Origin of the sequence: Citrobacter sp. Cf132 (assembly GCF_030333885.1) — a bacterium.
GTDB lineage: Bacteria > Pseudomonadota > Gammaproteobacteria > Enterobacterales > Enterobacteriaceae > Citrobacter > Citrobacter freundii.
Map to the genome: position 1 here is coordinate 334,699 of NZ_JAOWFA010000071.1, position 23,943 is coordinate 358,641.

Here is a 23,943-nt window from a genome sequence, read left to right on the forward strand (position 1 = left end):
CTATGAGTCGCAAGCAACTGGCGCTGTTCGAACCCTCTCTGGTCGCACAGGCGCTGATGGACGCCGTGAAAAAATTAAGCCCACATACCCAATGGCGTAATCCGGTGATGTTTATCGTCTGGCTGGGTAGTCTGTTAACGACCCTGTTAACCGTGGCGATGGCAACAGGCCATATGCAGGGTAATCCTTGGTTTACCGGCGCGATAAGTCTGTGGCTGTGGATTACCGTTCTGTTCGCCAACTTTGCTGAAGCGCTGGCGGAAGGACGCAGTAAAGCTCAGGCCAACAGCCTGAAAGGCGTCAAAAAAACCGCCTTTGCCCGCAAGCTTCGCGAACCGAAATACGGCGCGGCAATGGATCACGTCCCTGCCGATGATTTACGTAAAGGCGATATCGTGCTGGTGGAAGCTGGCGATATTATCCCGTGTGACGGCGAGGTGATCGAAGGCGGCGCGTCGGTAGATGAAAGCGCCATTACCGGTGAATCCGCGCCGGTGATTCGTGAATCCGGTGGTGATTTCGCCTCCATCACCGGCGGGACTCGCATCCTCTCCGACTGGTTGGTTATCGAATGCAGCGTAAACCCTGGTGAAACGTTCCTCGACCGGATGATCGCCATGGTTGAAGGTGCACAGCGGCGTAAAACGCCCAATGAAATTGCCCTGACGATCCTGTTGATAGCCCTGACCATCGTCTTTCTACTGGCTACGGCCACGCTGTGGCCGTTTTCCGCCTGGGGCGGTAGCGCGGTCAGCGTCACGGTATTGGTTGCGCTGCTGGTGTGTTTAATCCCTACGACGATAGGCGGGCTGCTCTCCGCGATTGGCGTCGCCGGGATGAGCCGCATGTTGGGTGCGAACGTCATTGCCACCAGCGGACGTGCAGTAGAAGCGGCGGGTGACGTGGATGTACTGCTGCTGGATAAAACCGGCACCATTACGCTAGGTAACCGCCAGGCTTCAGATTTTCTGCCCGCCCACGGCGTGGACGAAAAAACGCTGGCCGATGCCGCGCAGCTTTCATCCCTGGCCGATGAAACGCCGGAAGGCCGCAGCATCGTGATTCTGGCTAAACAGCGCTTTAATCTGCGTATACGCGACGTGCAATCGCTGCACGCCACCTTTGTACCGTTTACCGCCCAAAGTCGGATGAGCGGGATCAACATCGACAACCGTATGATCCGCAAAGGGTCGGTCGATGCTATTCGTCGTCACGTCGAGGCCAACGGCGGCCACTTCCCCGCCGACGTTGAGCAGAAGGTCGAAAACGTCGCACGCCTTGGCGCTACGCCGCTGGTGGTTGCTGAAGGCTCCCACGTACTTGGCGTGATTGCCCTGAAAGATATCGTAAAAGGCGGGATTAAAGAGCGTTTTGCCCAACTGCGTAAAATGGGGATCAAAACGGTGATGATCACTGGCGACAACCGTTTGACCGCCGCCGCAATCGCCGCGGAAGCCGGAGTGGATGACTTCTTAGCCGAAGCCACACCGGAAGCCAAGCTGGCGTTGATTCGTCAGTATCAGGCGGAAGGTCGTCTGGTGGCGATGACCGGCGACGGAACTAACGACGCACCAGCCCTTGCGCAGGCCGATGTGGCCGTTGCCATGAACTCCGGAACCCAGGCAGCGAAAGAAGCGGGCAACATGGTGGACCTCGACTCCAACCCCACCAAACTGATTGAAGTGGTGCACATTGGTAAACAGATGCTGATGACGCGCGGTTCGCTGACCACCTTCAGTATCGCCAACGACGTAGCGAAGTATTTTGCCATTATCCCGGCCGCGTTCGCCGCCACCTACCCGCAGCTCAATGCGCTGAACGTGATGGGGCTGCATTCGCCGGACTCGGCGATCCTCAGCGCGGTTATCTTTAACGCACTGGTTATCGTCTTTCTGATCCCACTGGCGCTGAAAGGCGTGAGTTACAAACCGTTATCCGCTTCCGCGATGCTGCGCCGCAATTTGTGGATCTATGGCCTGGGTGGTCTGGTTGTGCCGTTTATCGGTATCAAAGCAATTGATTTACTGCTGACCCTGCTGGGTCTGGTGTGAGGTTTCTGATGAGTGGATTACGTCCTGCATTATCAACATTGATTTTCCTGATGCTTATCACCGGCGGGGCATACCCGCTGCTGACCACTGCGCTGGGGCAATGGTGGTTTCCCCACCAGGCTAACGGTTCGCTTCTCCGCGAAGGTCAGATTGTTCGCGGCTCCGAGCTCATTGGGCAACAGTTTACCGCTGCCGGTTATTTTCAGGGACGCCCCTCAGCCACAGCGGAAATGCCCTATAATCCAATGGCTTCAGGCGGCAGTAATCTGGCAGCCAGCAACCCGGAACTGGATAAACAGCTGCAAAGCCGGATTGCCGCGCTGCGTGCCGCTAACCCGCAGGCAAATCCTGCCGTTCCGGTAGAGCTGGTAACAGCTTCCGCCAGCGGGCTGGATAACAACCTGACGCCAGCTGCGGTGGTCTGGCAAATCCCCCGCGTGGCGCAGGCTCGCAACCTCAGCGTTGAAGAGGTCACGCGCCTGGTTGCACAATACACGCAAAAGCCGTTGGTCAGTTTTATCGGCCAACCGGTGGTGAACCTGGTGGAACTTAATTTAGCGCTGGATAAGCACTGAGAAAAAGGACATGCATAACGAACCCTTACGCCCCGACCCCGATCGCCTGCTGGAGCAGACCACCGCTCCGCACCGGGGAAAACTGAAAATTTTCTTCGGCGCGTGTGCAGGCGTCGGTAAAACCTGGGCCATGCTGGCAGAGGCCCAGCGGCTAAGGGCGCAGGGATTAGATGTGCTGATTGGCGTGGTGGAAACCCACGGACGCAAAGAGACCGCCGCGCTGCTGGACGGTCTCAGTATTCTGCCGCTAAAGCGACAGGCGCGCCATGGTCGTCATATCAGCGAGTTCGATCTCGACGCGGCGCTGGCCCGCCGTCCGGCACTCATTTTGATGGATGAACTGGCGCACAGTAATGCGCCAGGCTCACGCCACCCTAAACGCTGGCAAGATATTGAAGAGCTGCTGGAAGCCGGTATTGACGTTTTTACTACCGTCAACGTGCAGCATCTGGAGAGCCTCAATGATGTGGTCAGCGGCGTCACCGGCATTCAGGTTCGCGAAACCGTCCCCGATCCTTTTTTCGATGCTGCTGACGATGTGGTGCTGGTCGATCTTCCCCCCGACGATTTGCGCCAGCGCCTGAACGAAGGCAAGGTCTATATCGCCGGTCAGGCGGAAAGAGCCATCGAGCATTTCTTTCGCAAAGGTAACTTGATCGCGCTACGTGAGCTGGCCCTGCGCCGCACAGCCGATCGGGTTGACGATCAGATGCGTGCCTGGCGTGGACGTCCGGGAGAGGAGAAAGTCTGGCATACCCGCGACGCCATATTGCTGTGTATTGGACACAACACCGGCAGCGAAAAGCTCGTGCGTGCCGCCGCGCGTCTGGCAGCGCGCCTCGGCAGCGTATGGCATGCAGTGTATGTCGAAACGCCAGCGCTGCACCGACTGCCCGAAAAACAGCGCCGCGCAATTTTAAGCGCCCTGCGATTAGCCCAAGAGCTGGGTGCAGAAACCGCCACCCTTTCCGATCCCGCTGAAGATAAAGCAGTAATCCGCTACGCCCGTGAGCATAATCTGGGAAAAATTGTCCTCGGACGTCCGACTACGCGACGCTGGTGGCGCAGTGATTCCTTTGCTGACAAACTGGCCCATCGCGCACCGGATCTCGACCTGATGATTGTTGCGCTCGACGAACCACCTTCGCGCCCTGTGCTGCAAACTGCAGATAGCCGCACCTTTAAGGATAAGTGGCGGGTTCAAATTCAGGGTTGCGTGGTTGCCGTCGCGCTGTGCGCCATCATTACGTTGATTGCCATGCAGTGGTTGATGGCCTTTGACGCCGCCAACCTGGTGATGGTCTATTTATTGGGTGTGGTGGTTATCGCCCTCTTTTACGGACGCTGGCCGTCAGTGCTGGCAACCTTTATTAACGTTGCCAGCTTCGATCTCTTCTTTATTGCCCCACGCGGTACGCTGGCCGTTTCCGACGTCCAGTACCTGCTTACCTTTGCCGTGATGTTAACGGTAGGGCTGGTTATCGGTAATCTCACCGCCGGAGTGCGTTATCAGGCACGGGTAGCGCGTTATCGTGAACAGCGTACGCGTCATTTATATGAGATGTCGAAAGCGCTGGCCGTCGGACGGAGCCAGCAGGATATCGCCGCCACCAGCGAACAGTTTATTGCCTCAACGTTCCAGGCCCGCAGCCAGGTTTTACTGCCCGGTGAGAACGGTAAGCTGGCCCCTCTCACTCATCAACAGGGCATGACGCCGTGGGATGACGCCATTGCCCAGTGGAGCTTTGATAAAGGGCAACCGGCCGGCGCAGGCACTGACACCTTACCCGGTGTGCCGTATCAAATTTTACCGTTAAAAAGCGCCGACAAAACGCATGGGCTGCTGGTTGTGGAACCAGGAAATTTACGCCAGTTGATGATCCCCGAACAGCAACGCCTGCTGGAAACTTTCACTTTACTGGTCGCCAGTGCGCTGGAACGCCTGACGCTCACCGCCAGCGAAGAGCAGGCCCGGTTTGCCAGCGAGCGTGAAAGCATTCGCAATGCCCTGCTCGCCGCCCTTTCCCACGATTTGCGCACGCCGCTGACGGTGTTGTTTGGTCAGGCAGAGATCTTAACGCTGGATCTGGCAAGCGAAGGATCGCCGCACGCGCGCCAAGCCAGCGAAATTCGCCAGCACGTCCTGAATACGACCCGACTGGTTAATAACCTACTGGATATGGCGCGAATTCAGTCTGGCGGCTTTAATCTTAAGAAAGAGTGGTTAACGCTGGAAGAGGTGGTCGGTAGTGCCCTGCAGATGCTGGAGCCAGGACTCTCTGCTCCTATTAATTTGTCGCTACCCGCGCCGTTGACGCTGATCCACGTCGATGGCCCGCTATTTGAACGGGTGCTGATTAACCTGCTGGAAAACGCTGTTAAATACGCAGGTCCAGCGGCGCAAATCGGTATTGATGCCAGCGTCGATGGTGAGCATCTGCAACTGGACGTCTGGGATAATGGCCCTGGCATTCCATCGGGAATGGAGCAACGAGTTTTTGACAAGTTCTCCCGGGGAAACAAAGAGTCATCTGTACCGGGCGTTGGGCTGGGGCTGGCAATCTGCCAGGCCATTGTGGACGTGCACGGCGGTACAATTTCCGTCCACAATCGCGCGCAGGGAGGAGCATGTTTCCGTGTTACACTGCCCCAGGAAATCCCCCCTGAACTTGAAGATTTTCATGAGGATATGTGACGAACGTACTGATTGTTGAAGATGAACAGGCTATCCGTCGCTTTCTGCGCACCGCGCTGGAAGCCGATGGTCTGCGTGTATATGAAGCGGAAACGCTGCAACGTGGTCTGCTGGAAGCCGCCACGCGAAAACCCGATCTCATCATTCTCGATCTCGGTCTGCCGGACGGTGACGGCATTGATTTTATTCGTGACCTGCGACAATGGAGCGCGATACCGGTAATTGTGCTTTCAGCCCGCAGCGAAGAAAGTGATAAAATTGCCGCCCTGGATGCCGGTGCCGATGACTATCTCAGTAAACCCTTTGGTATTGGCGAGCTACAGGCGCGATTGCGCGTGGCATTGCGTCGCCACGCCAGCGGCACGTCTCCCGAGCCGGTGGTGCATTTTTCCAACGTAAAAGTAGATATCGCCGCCCGACTAGTACATCGTGGTGATGAAGAGATTCATTTGACGCCGATTGAGTTTCGCCTGCTAGCGGTACTGCTGAATAATGCCGGAAAGGTACTGACGCAGCGCCAGTTGCTCAATCAGGTTTGGGGACCAAACGCCGTCGAACACAGCCACTATCTGCGAATTTACATGGGACACCTGCGCCAGAAACTGGAACTGGACCCGGCACGTCCGCGTCATTTTCTGACCGAAACCGGGATTGGTTATCGGTTCATGCCATGACGTTAAGTTGAATATAAAAAACCGGACCAGCGTATTTGCTGTCCGGCTTTTTCATTATTCATGCCGGATAAGACGCTAGCGTCTTATCCGGCCTACGGTTTACGCGTTCTTCAGCACTTCGCTGACGATCTCAACCGCTTCTTTTTCGATCTGCTTGCGATGTTCTTCACCGAGGAAGCTTTCACAGTAGATCTTGTAAGCGTCTTCCGTACCAGAAGGACGCGCGGCAAACCAGCCGTTGTCAGTCATCACTTTCAGACCGCCGATAGAAGCGCCGTTGCCCGGTGCAGCCGTCAGACGCGCGGTGATCGGGTCGCCCGCCAGCGTACTGGCGCTCACCATTTCCGGAGACAGCTTAGACAGCGCCGCTTTCTGCGCGGAGGTCGCGCTTGCCTGCAGGCGGTTGTAGCTCGGTGCGCCAAAGCGAGCAGCCAGTTCGTTGTAGTGTTCCTGCGGGTTCTTACCGGTCACTGCGGTAATTTCTGCCGCCAGCAGGCACATGATGATGCCGTCTTTGTCGGTTGACCACGGTGTACCGTCGAAACGCAGGAAAGATGCCCCCGCGCTCTCTTCCCCACCAAAGCCAAAACTGCCGTCAAACAGACCGTCAACAAACCATTTAAAGCCCACCGGCACTTCCACCAGCTTGCGGCCCAGATCGTTGACCACTCGGTCAATCATCGCCGATGACACCAGCGTCTTACCGACGGCAACATCTTTGCCCCACTGCGGACGATGCTGGAACAGGTAGTTGATCGCCACCGCCAGATAGTGGTTCGGATTCATCAGCCCTGCCGGGGTGACGATACCGTGACGGTCGTAGTCTGGGTCATTGGCAAAGGCCAGATCGAACTTGTCGCGCAGCGCCAGCAGCCCCGCCATCGCACACTCGGAGGAGCAGTCCATGCGGATTGCGCCATCTTTGTCGAGATGCATAAAGCGGAAAGTCTGATCAACGTGATCGTTAACGATAGTCAGGTTCAGGTTGTAGTGCTTAGCAATACGCTTCCAGTATTCGATACCGGAACCGCCCAGCGGATCGACACCCAGCGTCAGACCCGCTTTCTGGATCGCCGCCATGTCTACGATGTCAGCCAGTCCTTCAACAAACGGCTGAACCAGATCCTGCTCTTTCACATGACCAGATGCCAGCGCAGCGTCCAGCGACATACGCTTCACGCCTTGCAGACCGGCCGCCAGCAGCGCGTTGGCTCTGTCTTCCACCACTTTGGTGACATTGGTGTCTGCCGGACCACCGTTTGGCGGGTTGTATTTAATGCCGCCATCTTCCGGCGGGTTGTGGGACGGCGTGATCACAATGCCGTCAGCCAGCGGGCCGCCTTTTTTGTTGTGGACCAGGATAGCGTTCGATACAGCAGGGGTTGGCGTAAAGCCGTTATTTTCCTGCACGATGACGTCAACACCGTTCGCCGCCAGCACTTCCAGTACAGAGATAAAAGCCGGTTCAGACAGCGCGTGGGTATCCTTGCCCACATAGCACGGGCCAGTAATCCCGTTTTTCGCACGTTCTTCAGCAATCGCCTGGGCGATAGCCAGAATATGCGGCTCATTAAAACTATGACGACCTGCACTGCCGCGATGTCCGGACGTACCGAACTTAACAGCGTGCTCAGCGTTCCCTGCCGTTGGTTTCAGTACATAGTACTGTGCCGTCAGTTGGGCGACGTTAATCAAATCACTCTGTTGCGCAGGTTGACCTGCACGATTGTGGATTGCCATTGCCTGGTCCTTCTAATGCAAGGATTAAATTGTTCCGCAAACCTTTTCAATCAATTCCGCAGGGAATTGCATTGACTGCATGATGTGTTCAACCATGCTGCATTTACGGCCGGTATTGGTATTGGTGATCACCCAGTACGGCGTGCCTGGCACGTGCTTCGGTTTGGTTTGATTACCATTTTTCAGCAGCGTCTGTTCATCAGCTGCAAAATAAACACGCGTACGACCATGCAACGATTCCGTTGCTTCGGCGAACGCGTTTTGATCCAGTGAATAGAGTGTAGACAGCACCAGCATAAAGCGATTTACTGCTTTCTTCTGTTCCGCGTATTCGTCGGACAGCAGCAGCTCACGCATCGCGCGCACTTTATCTTTTACGGGGTTAACCGGCTTGGCTTCCACGACAGGTTGCACAGCGCGGACTTCTTTGACTATCGGAGTGACAGGCTGTGATGCGGCGGAAAATTTCAACATACGCCGTAAAATGTCGGATGCGCTCTCGCCAATATGCTTGGTGTGGCTGGCAATATAGCTATAGAGTTCATCATCAACTTCAATCGTTTTCATCTTAATCCAGTGCAGTGTTTAGCTGAATACAAGTTGTCGGGGTAAACACACGTAGTGTAAAGGCAAATCCCAACAGCGGATAGCGTCAAGCCTGGTGGCCAGCAAAACTCAGAGTAACCGTAGTTGTTGCAGCCATGTGGCAGAATGGTCAACATGATACCCTAACCCGTGAGTGTGAAAAAAAGAACTTTGCCATGAAATTGAATATCCGAGCGCAATCTGCGCAAAACCTGCACAATAATTCTCCCATCGTCCTGGTTCACGGCTTGTTTGGCAGCCTGGATAACCTGGGGATCCTGGCACGCGATCTAGTAGCCGACCACGACATCATCCAGGTCGATATGCGAAACCATGGCCTCTCCCCTCGTTCACCTGAGATGAATTATCCGGCCATGGCGCAAGATCTGCTGGATACGCTGGACGATCGGCAGATCGAAAAAGCGATCTTTATTGGCCACTCGATGGGCGGAAAAGCCGTCATGGCGCTGACTGCTCTGGCTCCGGAACGCGTCGAACGGCTGGTCGCCATCGACATTGCTCCCGTTGACTACCATGTTCGCCGCCACGATGAGATTTTTGCGGCAATCAATGCCGTAACCGATGCACAAGCGTCCTCACGCCAGCAGGCGGCAAGCGTCATGCGCCAGCACCTGCAAGAGGAAGGTGTTATCCAGTTTCTGCTGAAATCCTTTGTTGACGGCGAGTGGCGCTTTAACGTTCCCGTATTGTGGGATCAATATCCGCATATCGTCGGTTGGGAAACCATTCCTGCGTGGGAGCACCCGGCGCTGTTTATCCCAGGCGGCAACTCACCGTATGTTACCGAAGCGTATCGCGAACAACTGCTGGCGCAATTCCCACAAGCTCGTGCGCACGTTATAGCAGGCGCCGGGCATTGGGTGCATGCCGAAAAACCGGAGGCGGTGCTGCGCGCCATCCGTCGTTATCTGAGCGAGCAGGCTAACTGATTAAAAACTCAGCGTCTGCGCGCGATTACGCGCGCGGGCGTTGGCGTGTCTCCCCTGCTGATGTATTATGGCGCGCTATCCATCCGGGCAGACGCCTGGCTGATTGTTTCCCCGAAGTCACCAAGATCATGGCCAAAGAACAAACGGACCGTACGACATTAGATCTGTTCGCGCAGGAGCGTCGCCCGGGACGACCCAAAACTAATCCGCTCTCGCGTGATGAACAGTTACGTATTAATAAACGTAATCAGCTTAAGCGTGACAAAGTTCGCGGGCTTAAGCGTGTCGAACTGAAACTGAACGCTGATGCCGTTGACGCTCTGAACGAGCTGGCTGAGGCACGCAACATGAGTCGCAGTGAACTCATCGAAGAGATGCTGATGAACCAACTCAGCGCATTGCGCGGTCAGGCATAGTCTGAATTTCTGCTCTAAATCATAAATCGTGTAGCACAGAGTGCAGTCCTGCGTGTTTGCTGTTTCCGCATGCCTGACTGTTCTGCTATGATTGCCCTTATCCGTGGGCAATGCGCCACCACCATTTCAATAAGTTTCAAGAGGTTATTTTACTCATGGCAATCACTGGCATCTTTTTCGGCAGCGACACCGGTAATACCGAAAACATCGCAAAAATGATTCAAAAACAGCTTGGTAAAGACGTTGCCGATGTTCATGACATTGCAAAAAGCAGCAAAGAAGACCTCGAAGGGTATGACATTCTGCTGCTCGGCATCCCAACCTGGTACTACGGTGAAGCGCAGTGCGACTGGGACGACTTCTTCCCTACCCTCGAAGACATTGATTTTAACGGCAAACTGGTTGCATTGTTCGGCTGTGGCGACCAGGAAGATTACGCAGAATATTTCTGCGATGCGTTAGGGACCATTCGCGACATCATCGAACCGCGCGGCGCAACCATCGTTGGTCACTGGCCAACGGCGGGTTATCACTTTGAAGCGTCCAAAGGTCTGGCTGACGACGACCACTTTGTCGGTCTGGCTATCGATGAAGATCGCCAACCTGAACTGACCGCAGAACGCGTAGAAAAATGGGTTAAGCAGATCTCTGAAGAGCTGCACCTCGACGAAATCATTAATGCCTGATTTCGTGCGGCGCAGATTTCCATCTGCGCCGCATCAATAGATAAAACCAATCAAAATAATTGCTACAAATTTGTAACTTTTTCGTCTGACCCTGTACAATGGCTGGATGCCAATCGGGTGTTGCACAGTGTGTTTGTCGGCGATACCACGTTTTGATTAACAATATATGCCAGAGACTTGCAGTTTTCATTTAGCCATGGCAGTTCTATAATGAATCGCATTATCTCAAGTGCAATTTCTGTCACTTCTGTTAATGAAGTGAATCGTTTAGCTACAGGACAGATTCCGCATGACTGACAACAATACCGCATTAAAGAAGGCTGGCCTGAAAGTAACGCTTCCTCGTTTAAAAATTCTGGAAGTTCTTCAGGAACCGGATAACCATCACGTCAGTGCGGAAGACTTATACAAACGCCTGATCGATATGGGTGAAGAAATTGGTCTGGCGACCGTGTATCGCGTGCTGAACCAGTTTGATGATGCCGGTATCGTGACCCGCCATAATTTTGAAGGTGGTAAATCCGTCTTCGAATTGACTCAACAGCATCATCACGATCACCTCATCTGCCTTGACTGCGGCAAAGTGGTCGAGTTCAGCGATGATTCCATCGAAGCCCGCCAACGTGAGATTGCGGCTAAACATGGCATTCGCTTAACTAACCATAGCCTCTATCTTTACGGTCACTGCGCCGAAGGCGATTGCCGCGAAGATGAGCACGCCCACGACGGCAAATAATGTAATGCTTTCTGAAAAGCCAACCATCCGGTTGGCTTTTTTTATGGGCGTTACCTGCCCTTTTCCCCTTCCCTCCGCTCCTGTGTTGCTTTAATGTAAAAATCAATTGCCCCTTCCGGAGAGTCGAAATGGAACTTCGCCAGCTACGCTATTTTGTGCGCATTGTAGAAACCGGCAGCATGGGTAGCGCGGCGCTCGATCTCAATATCGGGGTTTCGGCACTCAGCCAGCAAATGTCGCGTCTGGAAAACGAACTCGCTATTCGCCTGCTGCAGCGCACTTCGCGAGGCGTGACACCCACCAGCGCCGGACGGGCTTTTTATTCCCAGGCGCAGCTGGCGCTCCGTCACGCAGACGATGCAATCCTCGCCGCGCGTGAATCCCGGCTTTCCGGGCACGTCAGCGTCGGCATGGCTCCCAGTACCGCTTCAGTTCTCGGTATGCTTTTTATTCACGCCATGCGGGAAAGCTATAGCGATGTTCGCCTGCATGTGGTGGAAAGTCTCTCTGGTAATCTGGAACGGATGATTAATACCCGCCAGATTGATCTGGCTGTGGTGTTTCAAAAAGAAAAGATCCTGCGCTGGAGTGCCAGACCGATTCTCGAAGAACGGCTGTTTTTGATTGGGACCCATGCCCTACTGGCTGATATTGCCGATGACAATATTTCTCCAGCCGAATTGGCACGTATTCCATTGATAATGCCAAGCCCAGGCCACGGTCTGCGCGGCAGGCTGGAAGCAATTTGTCAGGAACACGCGCTGAACATTGAGATCGCTACAGAAATTGATGGTCTGGCGCTGCTGATGCGCGCCGTGCGCAGTGGCATAGGCGCCACTCTTCAACCCGGAGCGGCGATTTCCCATCTCGATAAAGAGACGCTAAGAGTGATCGGCGTCCATAATCCGATACTTAGCCGCCCCAACTTTCTGGTGAGCCTCTCTGACGATGAGCTCACCCCGGCGGGCCTCGCTGCCCGCGTGGTGCTGACGAAAGTGATGCATCAACTGGTGGAAGCAGGAAGCTGGCCAGGCGCCATCCTTTACAATAACTAAAGCCCTCTTTAGCACTACACCATGGCGCCCGCACAAGCCGTTCGCATACATTTTAATTACAAATTTAACAACTAGTTAAATGGTAATGGAGTATACGATGGTTGATGTTCTGGTGATTGGCGGTGGCAATGCTGCCTTGTGCGCTGCCCTTACCGCCCGGGAGCAAGGCGCTTCCGTTTTACTACTCGAAGCGGCTCCCCGGGAATGGCGCGGGGGAAATTCCCAACACACGCGTAACCTGCGCTGTATGCATGATGCGCCGCAGGATGTGCTGGTGGAAAGCTATCCGGAAGAGGAGTATTGGCAAGATCTGCAGCGCGTCACGGAAGGAAATACCAACGAAGCCCTGGCGCGCCTGGTGATCCGCACCTCTTCACAGTGTCGCGACTGGATGCGCCGACACGGCGTGAATTTTCAACCTCCTCTCTCTGGCGCTCTACACGTGGCGCGAACCAACGCCTTTTTTATGGGCGGCGGGAAAGCCCTGGTGAATGCCTATTATCGCAGCGCAGAAAAGTTAGGCGTACAAATCCGCTATAACACCCCGGTGCAGGCGCTTGAACTGCACAACGGCGAGTTCGTGGCGGCGCTGGCAGGCGAAGAGCGTATTACAGCGAAATCCTGCGTGCTTGCCGCTGGTGGGTTTGAGTCAAACCGCGAATGGCTGCGAGAAGCGTGGGGAGAGAACGAGCGCGGCGAATGGCCTGCAGATAACTTTCTGATTCGCGGCACGCGCTTTAACCAGGGCGTACTGCTCAAATTTATGATCGATGCCGGAGCCGACATCATCGGCGAACCCTCCCAGTCACACTGCGTAGCCATTGACGCCAGAGCGCCATTATATGACGGCGGGATTTGTACCCGCGTGGACTGCGTTTCGCTCGGCATAGTCGTCAACCGTGACGCTGAGCGTTTTTATGATGAAGGCGAAGATTTCTGGCCCAAACGCTACGCCATCTGGGGACGACTGGTCGCCCAACAGCCCGGGCAGATTGGCTACTCCATTATCGACAGTAAAGCCATCGGCCACTTCATGCCTCCGGTCTTTCCTGGCGCACAGGCCAATACGCTGGCGGAACTGGCTCATCAGTTGGGGCTGAATGGCGAACACTTTACCCACACCGTGACGGAGTACAACAACGCCTGCCAGCCCGGTCAATTCAACCATACCATTCTGGATAACTGCACGACAAAAGCGTTAACCCCCGCGAAGACACACTGGGCGCGACCACTGGACCAGCCGCCTTACTACGGCTATGCCCTGCGGCCAGGGATCACCTTCACCTATCTCGGGTTAAAAGTGAATGAACGCGCTGCCGTACACTTTGCCGGGCAGCCAAGCCGCAACCTGTTCGTCGCCGGAGAGATGATGGCGGGCAATGTGCTGGGCAAGGGCTACACCGCAGGCGTGGGCATGTCAATCGGCACAACCTTCGGCCGTATTGCCGGAAAAGAAGCCGCGCTGGCCGCACGTAAGGAGACTCGTCATGAGGCAGCTTGAGAAACTGATTATCGAAGCGCAAATTATCACCGAACCGGAAGCGGAAGTTGAACGCGTGATGCAGGTCTGCAACGCCTGTCGCTATTGTGAAGGATTTTGCGCCGTGTTCCCGGCCATGACGCAGCGCCTGGAATTCGGTAAAGCGGATATCAATTATCTGGCAAACTTGTGCCATAACTGCGGTGCCTGCCTGCACGCCTGTCAGTATGCCCGCCTCATGAGTTTGCCATCAACGTGCCGAAGGCGATGGCGGAAGTCCGGCTTGAAACCTATCAGCACTACGCGCAACCCGCGGCCTTTGGCGCGCTTTATCGTCGCGCAGGCGTCACCGTGACGCTGGCGCTGGTTTTCGGTCTGATCCTGTTTTTACTGCTCGCCATGGGGTTAAAAGGCTCGTTACTCCATCCACCGCTGGCCGGAGATTTCTACCAAATTTTCCCGCATAACCTGCTGGCCTGGATGTTTGGTTCGGTATTTATTCTGGCGATAGGTCTGCTGATGGCGGGCGTTATCCGCTTCTGGCGCGAGATCTCTCCCGGTATGCCACGTTCCGTCGAAATTGCTGAAGCTTCACACGATGCGCTGACGCTAAAGTATCTCGATGGTGGGCACGGTAAAGGTTGTAATGAAGCAGATGATGCCTTCACTCTGATGCGGCGCCGTTTTCATCACTTCACTTTCTACGGTTTTCTGCTCTGCTTTGCCGCCACCGTGGTGGCGACGGGCTATCACTATTTCGCAGGTATTGAAGCGCCCTATCCGTTCTTCAGCTTGCCGGTGATGTTGGGCACATTAGGCGGCATTGGCCTGGTTGTCGGCCCGGCTGGCTTGCTATGGCTCAATCTCAAGCGCTCACCGCTACATGGCGACGCGCGGCAAAAACCGATGGATCGCGGTTTTATTTTACTGCTGCTGCTGACCAGTCTGACCGGTTTAGCTCTGCTGGCAGGAAGAGACTCGTCCTGGATGGCTATTTTGCTCGCCATCCACCTCGGCGTGGTCATGGCGCTCTTTCTGACCATTCCTTACGGAAAATTTGCCCATGGATTTTACCGCTGCGCAGCCTTACTCAAGTGGGCGATTGAGAAACGGCGCGGCAAACAGGCGGGGGTCACAGACAACTAACCCGCACACTCTTACCTCTATAAATATTATGATAAGACAGTGGAGCAAACCCAATGACACAACAACCATCGCGCGCCGGAACTTTCGGCGCAATACTGCGGGTAACCAGCGGTAATTTTCTCGAACAGTTCGACTTTTTTCTGTTCGGGTTTTACGCCACCTATATTGCAAAGACCTTCTTTCCCGCGGAGAGTGAATTTGCCGGGCTAATGTTAACTTTCGCCGTTTTTGGTTCGGGTTTCTTAATGCGACCCGTTGGCGCCATTGTGCTGGGTGCTTATATCGACAGAATTGGTCGTCGTAAAGGCCTGATGGTGACGCTGGCGATTATGGGCTGCGGTACCCTGCTGATAGCCCTGGTACCTGGTTATCACAGTATTGGCCTGCTGGCTCCCGTGCTGGTATTACTTGGACGATTATTACAGGGATTTTCTGCAGGCGTAGAGTTAGGCGGCGTCTCGGTTTATCTTTCCGAAATCGCCACGCCTGGCAATAAAGGCTTCTACACCAGTTGGCAGTCGGCCAGTCAACAGGTCGCCATTGTGGTGGCGGCGCTGATTGGTTACGGTCTGAACGCCACTCTGGGACACGATCAGATCTCGGAATGGGGTTGGCGCATTCCCTTCTTTATTGTGTGCGCGGCACTTTGCGGACTCGCCGCCACGGCAATGCTGTTTGTCCGGCTGAGTCGGGGTTATCAACCAGTGGAAAATAAGCTCTGAAATGCAAACGGGCGGAAAATTCTCCGCCCGTTGTCTTTTTCATTTTTTGAATTACTGCGCGGCATTCTTGCTGCGGATTTCCTGCCAGACTTTATCACAATCAGCATTAACGGCCTGATCGTTACCCGTGCGCGTGGCCTGGATACACTGCTGATAATCCAGCACGCGTACGCTTTCTTCATTGGCAAACTGCTGGTGCTGTTTTTCTTTCTTCAGTACATTCAGCACGCTTTGGCAGGCTTCTATTTTTTCCGGCGATCCTTGAGCGGTATTAATACACGCGCTGTAGGCTTCTTTCAGACGGCTGTCTTCTTTCGGTGCAGGGGATTGCGTACAAGCCACCAGCCCTGATGCCATAACGGCGATGAGTATCAGTTTTTTCATAGCACGTTCCTCAACGAGGCGGCAGGCGCACGGCCTGCCGCTATTGGCATTAGAAGATAGTGAACGGAGCAATAACGATGAATTTCACGTCGCGCTCATCCTGGAAGATGTTGCCGTAACCACCACCCCAGCTCGGAATATCTGAATGGTTGTCGTACTGGGTGAAGTGCAGTTTAAACATAGTGCCCTTCGCACGACCATCCTGCAGGGTGTAAACCGCATCCAGGCTGTAAGAAGATTCTTCGATAGTGCGGTTTTTGTCGTAGTACGCATCCGGGTTGAGCTGCCAGGTAGCGGGTTTGGCATCCCATGCGTAAACGTAGGACGCGCCCACTGCCCAGCCCGGCAGGTTCCAGTTCTTCAGGTCATACATTGCGCCGAAGAAGACTGCCTTTTCGCCGTTGGCGTTGAAGTCAGAACGGTTATCCCACCACACGTCCAGGCGACCGTTTGATGAGGCGTAGGTCGGGGTCATACGCTGCAGGAAGTAGCCTTGCTGCCCATCTGCTTTAACCCATGTGCCTTCCAGACGCAGGTCAACCACTTCCGCTACTTTATAACCGAAGGTCAGTGCCTGCAGCCAGGCCGTGCCGTCATAAATATCGTTCACGGTGCGATCGTCAACTTTGTCACGTGCGCCGTAGAATTGATAGCTGGTAGTAAACGGGTTACCGCCTAAATCAAATTTGTAGCTGGCTTTGGCGAAGTACTGATCGACGTAGCCTTCAGACTGACCAAATGCCGCTTCCAGCAACAGGTTATTTTTGAAGTCATATTTCGCGCCGATTGAATGCAGGTAATCAACGCTGGTCTTTTTATCAGCCTGATAGAATTTATCGACTTCGGTGTGCCACGGTGCTTTATATTCGTTAGCCCACATATAGGAGAAGCTTAGTGCGCCAGCATCACCATAGTCGAAGTTGGCACCGGCTTCAGCCCCCTGATAGGTACCTGGCATAAAGCTCCAGTGCGGTGCCAGCAGAGTCTGCCCGGTTGGTTGAATGTAACCGGCACGCGCCCAGGTTGGGCCGTATTTAAATTTAGCTGCTGCTTTATAAAGGCTAATCCCGCTCTTATCGCCGGAGTAATCCTCGTCATAGCCTTTATTTTTGGAAGAGAATGCGATTTCGTTTGGATGGCCGCTTTCGCTACTTTCGTTCATTTCAATAGCGGTAAATGCTGCGATATCAATACCAAACATATCGGCCGCATAACCGGACTGGAAGTCGAGGTTAGCGTTCCAGGTGGAGTGAGAAAGGTTGGTTTTGTATTTGTCATGATCGGTCACATCTTTACGGTCACGCTCACGCTGCCAGTAATAGATGCCGCCGGTTAAGGTTGAGTCATCAATAAATCCTTCGGCGTGTGCCTGCGGAGCGACAACAAAACCCGACATTGCTGTGATACCGGCGATAGCCAGCGCCAGCGTACTACGTTTGCCACTAAACGTACGCATATGTTAATCCTCTTTGACATAAAAATGCTGCCGATATAAGCGGACAGCGAAAAAACAAAAATTAAAAAAGTAGCGCCAAGAAAACCTCAGTGACTACAATGAATAGACTATTTTTCGCGACGCGAATTATCAATCTCTTTCTGTAACGAGTATGTAATAGTATGAGCAACCGCACATATTTCATTGCTTTCTGTTACATTTTCATTGGGAGATAAAAAAGCATTGATAAAATGAAAAAATCGCTTGTTTTCCATAGAGATGAAATCGGTTTCAGCCCATTTCACATTGAGGTAAGTTATTTAAACGTAAAAACATTCAGCCGATTTATTATTACAGACATGTAATTAATTCGCTGCGCAAACGGAGCCTGTCAAACGGTTTTTTTGCGAAAAAAAACGCCGCATGAAGCGGCGTTTAGAGAGGATGTGTTGCGACTTATTCGCCCGCTTTAGCCCACGTATCACGCAGACCAACGGTACGGTTAAACACCAGCTTGTCAGCCGTTGCATAACGGCTGTCCAGGCAGAAGTAACCTTCACGCTCAAACTGGAACGCTTTACCTGCAACCGCAGCCTGCAGCGACGGCTCACCGTAACCCTGCTTAATGACCAGCGATTCCGGGTTAATAACGGACAGGAAGTCTTCCGCCGCACCTGGGTTTGGCACGCTAAACAGACGGTCGTACAGACGGATTTCAATCGGTAGCGCATGGGACGCGCTCACCCAGTGAATAACGCCTTTAACTTTACGACCATCGGCCGGATCTTTGCTCAGGGTGTCAGCATCGTAGGTGCAGAAAATGGTGGTGATCTTCCCTTCTGCATCTTTCTCAACACGTTCGGCCTTGATCACGTATGCATTACGCAGACGCACTTCTTTGCCCATCACCAGACGCTTGTACTGCTTGTTCGCTTCTTCGCGGAAGTCTGCGCGATCGATCCAAATTTCACCGCTAAACGGTACTTCACGGCTGCCCATTTCCGGTTTATTCGGATGGTTAGGCATAGTGACCAGCTCGCTTTCGCCCTGCGGGTAGTTTTCGATAACCAGTTTCACCGGATCGATAACCGCCATCGCGCGCGGAGCATTTTCGTTCAGATCTTCGCGGATGCAGGATTCCAGAGAAGCGATCTCAATGGTGTTGTCCTGTTTGGTCACGCCAATGCGTTTGCAGAACTCACGGATCGCGGCAGCGGTGTAACCGCGACGACGCAGACCAGAGATCGTCGGCATACGCGGATCGTCCCAGCCTTCAACGTGCTTGTCGGTCACCAGCAGGTTCAGCTTGCGCTTGGACATCACGGTGTATTCCAGATTCAGGCGCGAGAATTCGTACTGGCGCGGATGAACCGGAATGGTGATGTTGTCCAGCACCCAGTCGTACAGACGACGGTTATCCTGGAACTCCAGCGTACAAAGTGAATGCGTAATGCCTTCCAGCGCATCGCTGATGCAGTGGGTAAAGTCGTACATCGGGTAGATGCACCACTTGTTGCCGGTCTGATGGTGTTCGGCGAACTTAATGCGGTACAGCACTGGATCGCGCATCACGATAAACGGCGAAGCCATATCGATTTTCGCACGCAGGCAGGCCTTACCTTCTTCAAAGCCACCGGTACGCATTTTTTCGAACAGCGCCAGGTTCTCTTCAACGCTACGATCGCGGTACGGGCTGTTTTTACCTGGCTGAGTCAGCGTGCCACGGTATTCGCGGATTTCGTCCGCTGACAGTTCGTCAACGTACGCCAGCCCTTTATTAATAAGCTCTACCGCATAGGCGTGAAGCTGATCGAAGTAATCCGAAGAGTAGCGAATGTCGCCAGTCCAGTGGAAACCTAACCATTCAACGTCGTTTTTAATCGACTCAACGTACTCGATATCTTCTTTAACCGGGTTCGTATCATCAAAACGCAGGTTGCACTGGCCTTGGTAATCTTGCGCAATGCCAAAGTTCAGACAAATGGATTTCGCGTGGCCAATGTGCAGATAGCCATTTGGCTCCGGCGGAAAACGGGTATGGATAGTGGTGTGCTTACCACTGGCCAGATCTTCATCGATGATCTGACGAATAAAGTTACTCGGGCGGGCTTCAGCCTCACTCATCGTGGATTCCTCAAAGCGTAAACAACGTATAACGGAGTATGATCTTATAAGCGACGTCAGGAGACAACTATTAGTTGCACAAAAAAGCTGTTCAGCAGGAGATATGAGGGCATTTGCTGCAAAAAAAAGCGGCGGAGGACTATCCCCCGCCGCTTAAGGCACTTAACTCACTTTACTCAGGAGCAGTTACTTACCTTTAATCTCATACAGTGGTGTTTGACCGGCAACCACGTGACCTTCGGCTTTAATGACCAGAGCGCCGAAATCATCGCTGTTGCTGCACACAACCGGGCTTATCATAGAACGTGCGTTAGCGTTCAGGAACTCCAGATCCATTTCCAGAATCGGTTGGCCTGCAGTAACTTCCGCACCTTCTTCAACCAGACGCTTAAAGCCTTTACCTTCCAGCGCGACGGTGTCGATGCCCATATGGACCACGATTTCCGCGCCTTTAACAGTTTCCAGGCAGAACGCATGGTTAGTGTTGAAGATTTTCACGATGGTGCCCGCAGCCGGAGCAACCACGATTTTATCCGTTGGTTTCACTGCCACGCCGTCGCCTACAGCTTTGCTGGCGAAGGCTTCATCAGGAACCTGCTCCAGCGCAACTACGTCACCGGTAATCGGAGAAACCAGCGCTTCAACGGTGACTGCATTCGCTACCGCCTGCGGTTTTGCTACCGGAGCCGCTGCTGCTGGCGCACTTTCACCAGACGCTGCTGCCACCGGGCCACGCGCGACAACTTTCTTCATTTCGTCGCCGATGGATTCAGCTTTCGCACCCACGATGACCTGAATTGTTTGCTTATTCAGCTTAACGACACCCGATGCTCCTAAACGTTTACACATCGCATCGTTTACGCGACCGGAGTCGACAACGGTCAGACGCAGACGAGTGATACAGGCATCAATCGCTTTCAGGTTATCAGTGCCGCCAACCGCTGCAATGTAACTGGTTGCCAGTTGAGCCAAACCTTCTTCAGTGTTGCTGTTGGCTTCTTCAGTAACGATATCGTCTTCTTTATCTTCGCGGCCCGGCGTTTTCAGGTTAAACATACGAATAACCGCGCTGAACAACACAAAGTAGATAACGAAGAACACCAGCCCCATCACTACCAGCATCCAGACGTTCTGGCTTGCTGCCGGCAGGTTGTACATCAACACGTAGTCGATCGCACCTGCGGAGAAGGAGAAGCCTGCGTGGATCCCCAGCAGTGTTGCAACGAACAGGCTGATACCCGTTAACAGTGCGTGCAGGAGGTACAGCAGCGGAGCCAGGAACATGAACAGGAATTCCAGCGGCTCGGTAACACCGGTCAGGAACGCGGTGATCGCAACGGACAGCAGCATACCGCCAACCATCGGACGACGTGCTTTCGGAGCCGCGAAGTACATCGCCAGCGCCGCACCCGGCAGACCAAACATCATGATCGGGAAGAAGCCAGACATGAACATACCCGCAGTGCCGTCACCCGCGTAGAAGCGGTTGATGTCACCGTGGAATACGGTACCTGCAGCGTTAGTAAATTCGCCAATCTGGAACCAGGCGATAGTATTCAGCACCTGATGCAGACCGGTTGGGATCAGCAGACGGTTGATGAAACCAAAGATACCGGAACCCAGCGCGCCAGCGCCCACGATCCACTCACCACCCGCATGGATGGCATTCTGTACCGGTGGCCATACGTAACCGAAGATAGCAGCCAACACCAGACAGAAGAAGCCAGTGGCGATCGGCACGAAGCGTTTGCCGCCAAAGAAGCTCAGGAAGTCAGGCAGTTTGATACCAGACCAGCGGTTATACACCGCACCGCCGACCAGACCGGTGATGATACCAGCCAGCACGCCCATATTGATTGCAGGGTTAATGGTAACCATTGCTTTGGTCAATATGAAATAACCGACCGCACCTGCCAGCGCTGCTGCACCTGCGCTGTCTTTTGACCAGCTGGAAGCAACACCGATCGCAAATATTAACGCGAGGTTATCAAAGATGGCCCCACCCGCTTGCGCGATGAAGGGTACGTTAAGTAAATCTGGTTGGCCGAATCGCAGCAGCAGTGCCGCGACTGGCAGCACAGCGATGGGGAGCTGTAACGCCCTACCCAGCCGCTGGAAAAAACCTAAAATATTCATTTTATTCCCCCTACGAGACCCCGATTAGGCTTCTTTGAAGCCATATTTTTATTGTGTGACCATTCCTGACAGCAAGATTCTGGAACAACGATATTAACCATTCATCTACATTCAGAGTGTGTGAAAAATTAATTCGTATCGCAAATTAAACGCGTGTTTTTTGTGATTTCAGTCACCAAATATCGTTATTAACCCTCCCTTCCACTGGCTAACTACGAAAACTTATTTTATCATTCAAAAAATCGAAACGGATTGATCCTTACCGATGCAAAACCAGGTTACGCTTAATACTGCACAGAGACTCAATCCGCCAATTGCTTACATTTACTTTTGAGGTGAAGAATGAGACTGATCCCCCTGAATACCGCTGAACAAGTCGGCAAATGGGCTGCTCGCCATATCGTTAACCGTATTAACGCGTTCAAACCAACGGCAGATCGTCCGTTCGTTCTGGGCCTGCCGACTGGCGGTACTCCGCTGACAGCTTATAAAGCATTGGTTGAAATGCACAAAGCGGGCCAGGTGAGCTTCAAGCATGTTGTTACTTTCAATATGGACGAATATGTTGGCCTGCCGAAAGAACATCCGGAAAGCTACCACAGCTTTATGCACCGCAATTTCTTTGATCACGTTGATATTCCAGCAGAAAACATCAACCTCCTCAATGGTAACGCGCCGGATATTGATGCAGAATGCCGTCAGTATGAAGAAAAAATCCGTTCTTACGGTAAAATCCACCTGTTTATGGGCGGTGTAGGCAACGATGGTCACATCGCGTTCAACGAACCGGCTTCCTCTTTGGCTTCCCGTACCCGTATCAAAACGTTGACTCACGACACACGTGTTGCTAACTCACGCTTCTTTGACGGCGACGTAAGCCAGGTGCCTAAATATGCGCTGACCGTTGGCGTGGGTACCCTGCTGGATGCCGAAGAGGTGATGATCCTGGTTCTGGGCCACCAGAAAGCACAGGCGCTGCAAGCCGCCGTTGAAGGCAACGTTAACCACATGTGGACCATCAGTTGCCTGCAGTTGCATCCAAAAGCCGTTGTGGTCTGCGATGAGCCTTCCACCATGGAACTGAAAGTGAAGACGCTGAAATACTTCAACGAGTTAGAAGCGGAAAATATTAAAGGTCTGTAATTGATGTCTCCGCCCTGTCGATGAGTTGCAGGGCGGCATTTTTTGAAATCGGGGGTCGGAATGTATGCTTTAACCCAGGGCCGGATCTTTACCGGTCACGAAATTCTTGATGACCATGCGATTGTTGTCGCCAATGGCCTGATTGACAGCGTTTGCCCACTGGCTGAGTTACCGTCAGGAATTGAACAGCGCTCACTGAATGGGGCCATTGTTTCCCCCGGTTTTATTGATGTACAGCTAAACGGCTGCGGCGGTGTACAGTTTAACGATACGGCAGAAGCCGTGACCGTTGAAACGCTGGAAATCATGCAGAAAGCCAATGAAAAATCTGGCTGCACCAACTATTTGCCAACGCTTATCACCACCAGCGATGACCTGATGAAACAGGGCGTTCGCGTGATGCGGGAATACCTGGCGAAACACCCGAATCAGGCATTAGGACTTCATCTTGAAGGCCCGTGGCTGAACCTTGTGAAAAAAGGCACCCATAATCCGGGATTTGTCCGTCAGCCGGACGCTGCGTTGGTTGATTTCCTGTGCGATAATGCGGATGTGATCACCAAAGTCACACTGGCACCAGAAATGGTCCCGGTAGAGGTCATCACCAAACTGGTTAATGCCGGTATCGTGGTTTCTGCGGGTCACTCCAATGCAACGGTCAAAGAAGCCAAAATCGGCTTCCGCGCAGGCATCAGCTTTGCGACCCATCTGTTCAACGCGATGCCGTACATTACCGGTCGTGAACCGGGTCTGGCGGGCGCAATTCTTGATGAAGCCGATATCTACTGCGGTATCATCGCCGATGGCCTGCACGTTGACTACGTTAACATTCGTAACGCCAAGCGCCTAAAAGGCGACAAGCTGTGCCTGGTCACCGACGCGACCGCGCCAGCAGGTGCAAACATTGAACAGTTCATTTTCGCTGGTAAAACAATATACTACCGCAATGGACTGTGTGTTGATGAGAACGGTACGTTGAGCGGTTCATCATTAACCATGATTGAAGGTGTACGCAATCTGGTCGAGCATGCGAATATCGCTCTCGACGAAGTCCTGCGCATGGCAACGCTCTACCCTGCTCGCGCCATTGGCGTCGACAAACAACTCGGCAGCATCGCGCCAGGCAAAGTAGCCAACCTGACTGCGTTCACGCACGACTTTAAAATTATCAAGACCATCGTTAATGGCAACGAGGTCGTTACTGAGTAAG

19 protein-coding genes and 2 pseudogenes are annotated in these 23,943 nt (G+C 53.4%); 15 read left to right on the plus strand and 6 right to left on the minus strand.

Features of this window, described 5'->3' with window-relative positions:
* The first annotated feature begins 2 nt into the window (after positions 1-2).
* From kdpB to kdpE, 4 genes are read left to right on the plus strand one after another with little or no spacing between them, the layout of a single operon-like run.
* Complete coding sequence (gene kdpB, locus OGV85_RS22205; RefSeq protein WP_286554022.1) at positions 3-2,051, plus strand: potassium-transporting ATPase subunit KdpB; 2,049 nt, start codon at positions 3-5, stop codon at positions 2,049-2,051.
* Between the two features lie 8 nt (positions 2,052-2,059).
* Positions 2,060-2,626 carry a potassium-transporting ATPase subunit KdpC gene (gene kdpC / locus OGV85_RS22210; protein ID WP_057063307.1) on the plus strand — a complete coding sequence of 189 codons (567 nt, stop codon included), beginning with the start codon at positions 2,060-2,062 and terminating at the stop codon, positions 2,624-2,626.
* 10 nt (positions 2,627-2,636) lie between these two features.
* The gene (gene kdpD, locus OGV85_RS22215) at positions 2,637-5,321 is read left to right on the plus strand and encodes a two-component system sensor histidine kinase KdpD (protein WP_016149791.1); all 2,685 of its coding nucleotides are present in this window, start codon (positions 2,637-2,639) and stop codon (positions 5,319-5,321) included.
* On the plus strand, positions 5,318-5,995 hold the full coding sequence (gene kdpE / locus OGV85_RS22220; protein WP_003022856.1) for a two-component system response regulator KdpE: 678 nt from the start codon (positions 5,318-5,320) through the stop codon (positions 5,993-5,995). The genes kdpD and kdpE overlap by 4 nt, the downstream gene beginning before the upstream one ends.
* 99 nt (positions 5,996-6,094) lie before the next feature.
* Here the strand turns inward: kdpE and pgm are convergent, their stop codons facing one another.
* Positions 6,095-7,735, minus strand: a complete 1,641-nt coding sequence (gene pgm, locus OGV85_RS22225) for a phosphoglucomutase (alpha-D-glucose-1,6-bisphosphate-dependent) (RefSeq protein ID WP_003022854.1) — start codon at positions 7,733-7,735, stop codon at positions 6,095-6,097.
* Positions 7,736-7,759: 24 nt separating this feature from the next.
* Positions 7,760-8,302, minus strand: coding sequence for a replication initiation negative regulator SeqA (seqA, locus tag OGV85_RS22230; protein WP_003022848.1), 543 nt, complete (start codon positions 8,300-8,302; stop codon positions 7,760-7,762).
* 194 nt (positions 8,303-8,496) lie between these two features.
* Between seqA and ybfF the strand changes: the two genes are divergently transcribed.
* The 9 genes and pseudogenes from ybfF to OGV85_RS22275 all read left to right on the plus strand — a co-directional run.
* On the plus strand, positions 8,497-9,270 hold the full coding sequence (ybfF, locus tag OGV85_RS22235) for an esterase (RefSeq protein WP_003022844.1): 774 nt from the start codon (positions 8,497-8,499) through the stop codon (positions 9,268-9,270).
* 128 nt (positions 9,271-9,398) lie between these two features.
* On the plus strand, positions 9,399-9,686 hold the full coding sequence (gene ybfE, locus OGV85_RS22240; RefSeq protein ID WP_003022842.1) for a LexA regulated protein: 288 nt from the start codon (positions 9,399-9,401) through the stop codon (positions 9,684-9,686).
* A 155-nt stretch (positions 9,687-9,841) separates the two neighbouring features.
* Positions 9,842-10,372: a flavodoxin FldA gene (gene fldA / locus OGV85_RS22245; RefSeq protein WP_003022839.1), complete on the plus strand. Its 531-nt coding sequence runs from the start codon at positions 9,842-9,844 to the stop codon at positions 10,370-10,372.
* Between the two features lie 210 nt (positions 10,373-10,582).
* Positions 10,583-10,669 (plus strand): ryhB-regulated fur leader peptide, encoded by an 87-nt coding sequence (locus OGV85_RS22250; RefSeq protein WP_049259739.1) that lies wholly within the window; start codon positions 10,583-10,585, stop codon positions 10,667-10,669.
* Positions 10,662-11,108 (plus strand): ferric iron uptake transcriptional regulator, encoded by a 447-nt coding sequence (fur, locus tag OGV85_RS22255; protein WP_003022836.1) that lies wholly within the window; start codon positions 10,662-10,664, stop codon positions 11,106-11,108. The genes OGV85_RS22250 and fur overlap by 8 nt, the downstream gene beginning before the upstream one ends.
* A 128-nt stretch (positions 11,109-11,236) precedes the next feature.
* The gene (gene tcuR / locus OGV85_RS22260) at positions 11,237-12,163 is read left to right on the plus strand and encodes a tricarballylate utilization LysR family transcriptional regulator TcuR (protein ID WP_061548072.1); all 927 of its coding nucleotides are present in this window, start codon (positions 11,237-11,239) and stop codon (positions 12,161-12,163) included.
* Positions 12,164-12,260: 97 nt separating this feature from the next.
* Entirely contained in the window at positions 12,261-13,664 is a 1,404-nt protein-coding gene (gene tcuA, locus OGV85_RS22265) for an FAD-dependent tricarballylate dehydrogenase TcuA (protein WP_044701001.1), read from the plus strand.
* A pseudogene (tcuB, locus tag OGV85_RS22270) lies at positions 13,651-14,789 on the plus strand (tricarballylate utilization 4Fe-4S protein TcuB). Before tcuA ends, tcuB begins: the two are co-directional and overlap by 14 nt.
* 53 nt (positions 14,790-14,842) lie before the next feature.
* Positions 14,843-15,508, plus strand: a pseudogene (locus OGV85_RS22275) (MFS transporter); the annotation flags it as partial.
* Between the two features lie 54 nt (positions 15,509-15,562).
* On the opposite strand, the gene OGV85_RS22280 reads toward OGV85_RS22275, so the two are convergent.
* The 4 genes from OGV85_RS22280 to nagE all read right to left on the minus strand — a co-directional run bounded on the left by OGV85_RS22280 (position 15,563) and on the right by nagE (position 21,590).
* Positions 15,563-15,895, minus strand: coding sequence for a ChiQ/YbfN family lipoprotein (locus OGV85_RS22280; protein ID WP_003022817.1), 333 nt, complete (start codon positions 15,893-15,895; stop codon positions 15,563-15,565).
* A 49-nt stretch (positions 15,896-15,944) separates the two neighbouring features.
* The gene (gene chiP / locus OGV85_RS22285) at positions 15,945-17,351 is read right to left on the minus strand and encodes a chitoporin ChiP (protein ID WP_003022813.1); all 1,407 of its coding nucleotides are present in this window, start codon (positions 17,349-17,351) and stop codon (positions 15,945-15,947) included.
* Positions 17,352-17,786: 435 nt separating this feature from the next.
* Entirely contained in the window at positions 17,787-19,454 is a 1,668-nt protein-coding gene (gene glnS / locus OGV85_RS22290; RefSeq protein ID WP_003022809.1) for a glutamine--tRNA ligase, read from the minus strand.
* Positions 19,455-19,640: 186 nt separating this feature from the next.
* Entirely contained in the window at positions 19,641-21,590 is a 1,950-nt protein-coding gene (gene nagE / locus OGV85_RS22295; protein ID WP_061548071.1) for a PTS N-acetyl glucosamine transporter subunit IIABC, read from the minus strand.
* Positions 21,591-21,932: 342 nt separating this feature from the next.
* On the opposite strand from nagE, the gene nagB reads away from it, so the two are divergent.
* Together nagB and nagA are read left to right on the plus strand one after the other, a co-directional pair.
* Positions 21,933-22,733 (plus strand): glucosamine-6-phosphate deaminase, encoded by an 801-nt coding sequence (gene nagB, locus OGV85_RS22300; RefSeq protein WP_003022803.1) that lies wholly within the window; start codon positions 21,933-21,935, stop codon positions 22,731-22,733.
* A gap of 60 nt (positions 22,734-22,793) precedes the next feature.
* A complete protein-coding gene (nagA, locus tag OGV85_RS22305; protein WP_003022800.1) occupies positions 22,794-23,942 on the plus strand; it encodes an N-acetylglucosamine-6-phosphate deacetylase in 1,149 nt (382 codons plus the stop codon).
* Position 23,943: the final 1 nt, after the last annotated feature.

Coding starts and splice junctions, on each gene's coding strand:
- pgm (WP_003022854.1), bottom strand. CDS start 7,735: ATGGCAATCCACAATCGTGCAGGTCAACCTGCGCAACAGAGTGATTTG.
- ybfE (WP_003022842.1), top strand. CDS start 9,399: ATGGCCAAAGAACAAACGGACCGTACGACATTAGATCTGTTCGCGCAG.
- tcuA (WP_044701001.1), top strand. CDS start 12,261: ATGGTTGATGTTCTGGTGATTGGCGGTGGCAATGCTGCCTTGTGCGCT.
- OGV85_RS22250 (WP_049259739.1), top strand. CDS start 10,583: ATGAATCGCATTATCTCAAGTGCAATTTCTGTCACTTCTGTTAATGAA.
- chiP (WP_003022813.1), bottom strand. CDS start 17,351: ATGCGTACGTTTAGTGGCAAACGTAGTACGCTGGCGCTGGCTATCGCC.
- nagA (WP_003022800.1), top strand. CDS start 22,794: ATGTATGCTTTAACCCAGGGCCGGATCTTTACCGGTCACGAAATTCTT.
- glnS (WP_003022809.1), bottom strand. CDS start 19,454: ATGAGTGAGGCTGAAGCCCGCCCGAGTAACTTTATTCGTCAGATCATC.
- tcuR (WP_061548072.1), top strand. CDS start 11,237: ATGGAACTTCGCCAGCTACGCTATTTTGTGCGCATTGTAGAAACCGGC.
- kdpC (WP_057063307.1), top strand. CDS start 2,060: ATGAGTGGATTACGTCCTGCATTATCAACATTGATTTTCCTGATGCTT.
- nagB (WP_003022803.1), top strand. CDS start 21,933: ATGAGACTGATCCCCCTGAATACCGCTGAACAAGTCGGCAAATGGGCT.
- kdpB (WP_286554022.1), top strand. CDS start 3: ATGAGTCGCAAGCAACTGGCGCTGTTCGAACCCTCTCTGGTCGCACAG.
- kdpD (WP_016149791.1), top strand. CDS start 2,637: ATGCATAACGAACCCTTACGCCCCGACCCCGATCGCCTGCTGGAGCAG.
- fur (WP_003022836.1), top strand. CDS start 10,662: ATGACTGACAACAATACCGCATTAAAGAAGGCTGGCCTGAAAGTAACG.
- OGV85_RS22280 (WP_003022817.1), bottom strand. CDS start 15,895: ATGAAAAAACTGATACTCATCGCCGTTATGGCATCAGGGCTGGTGGCT.
- ybfF (WP_003022844.1), top strand. CDS start 8,497: ATGAAATTGAATATCCGAGCGCAATCTGCGCAAAACCTGCACAATAAT.
- fldA (WP_003022839.1), top strand. CDS start 9,842: ATGGCAATCACTGGCATCTTTTTCGGCAGCGACACCGGTAATACCGAA.
- nagE (WP_061548071.1), bottom strand. CDS start 21,590: ATGAATATTTTAGGTTTTTTCCAGCGGCTGGGTAGGGCGTTACAGCTC.
- seqA (WP_003022848.1), bottom strand. CDS start 8,302: ATGAAAACGATTGAAGTTGATGATGAACTCTATAGCTATATTGCCAGC.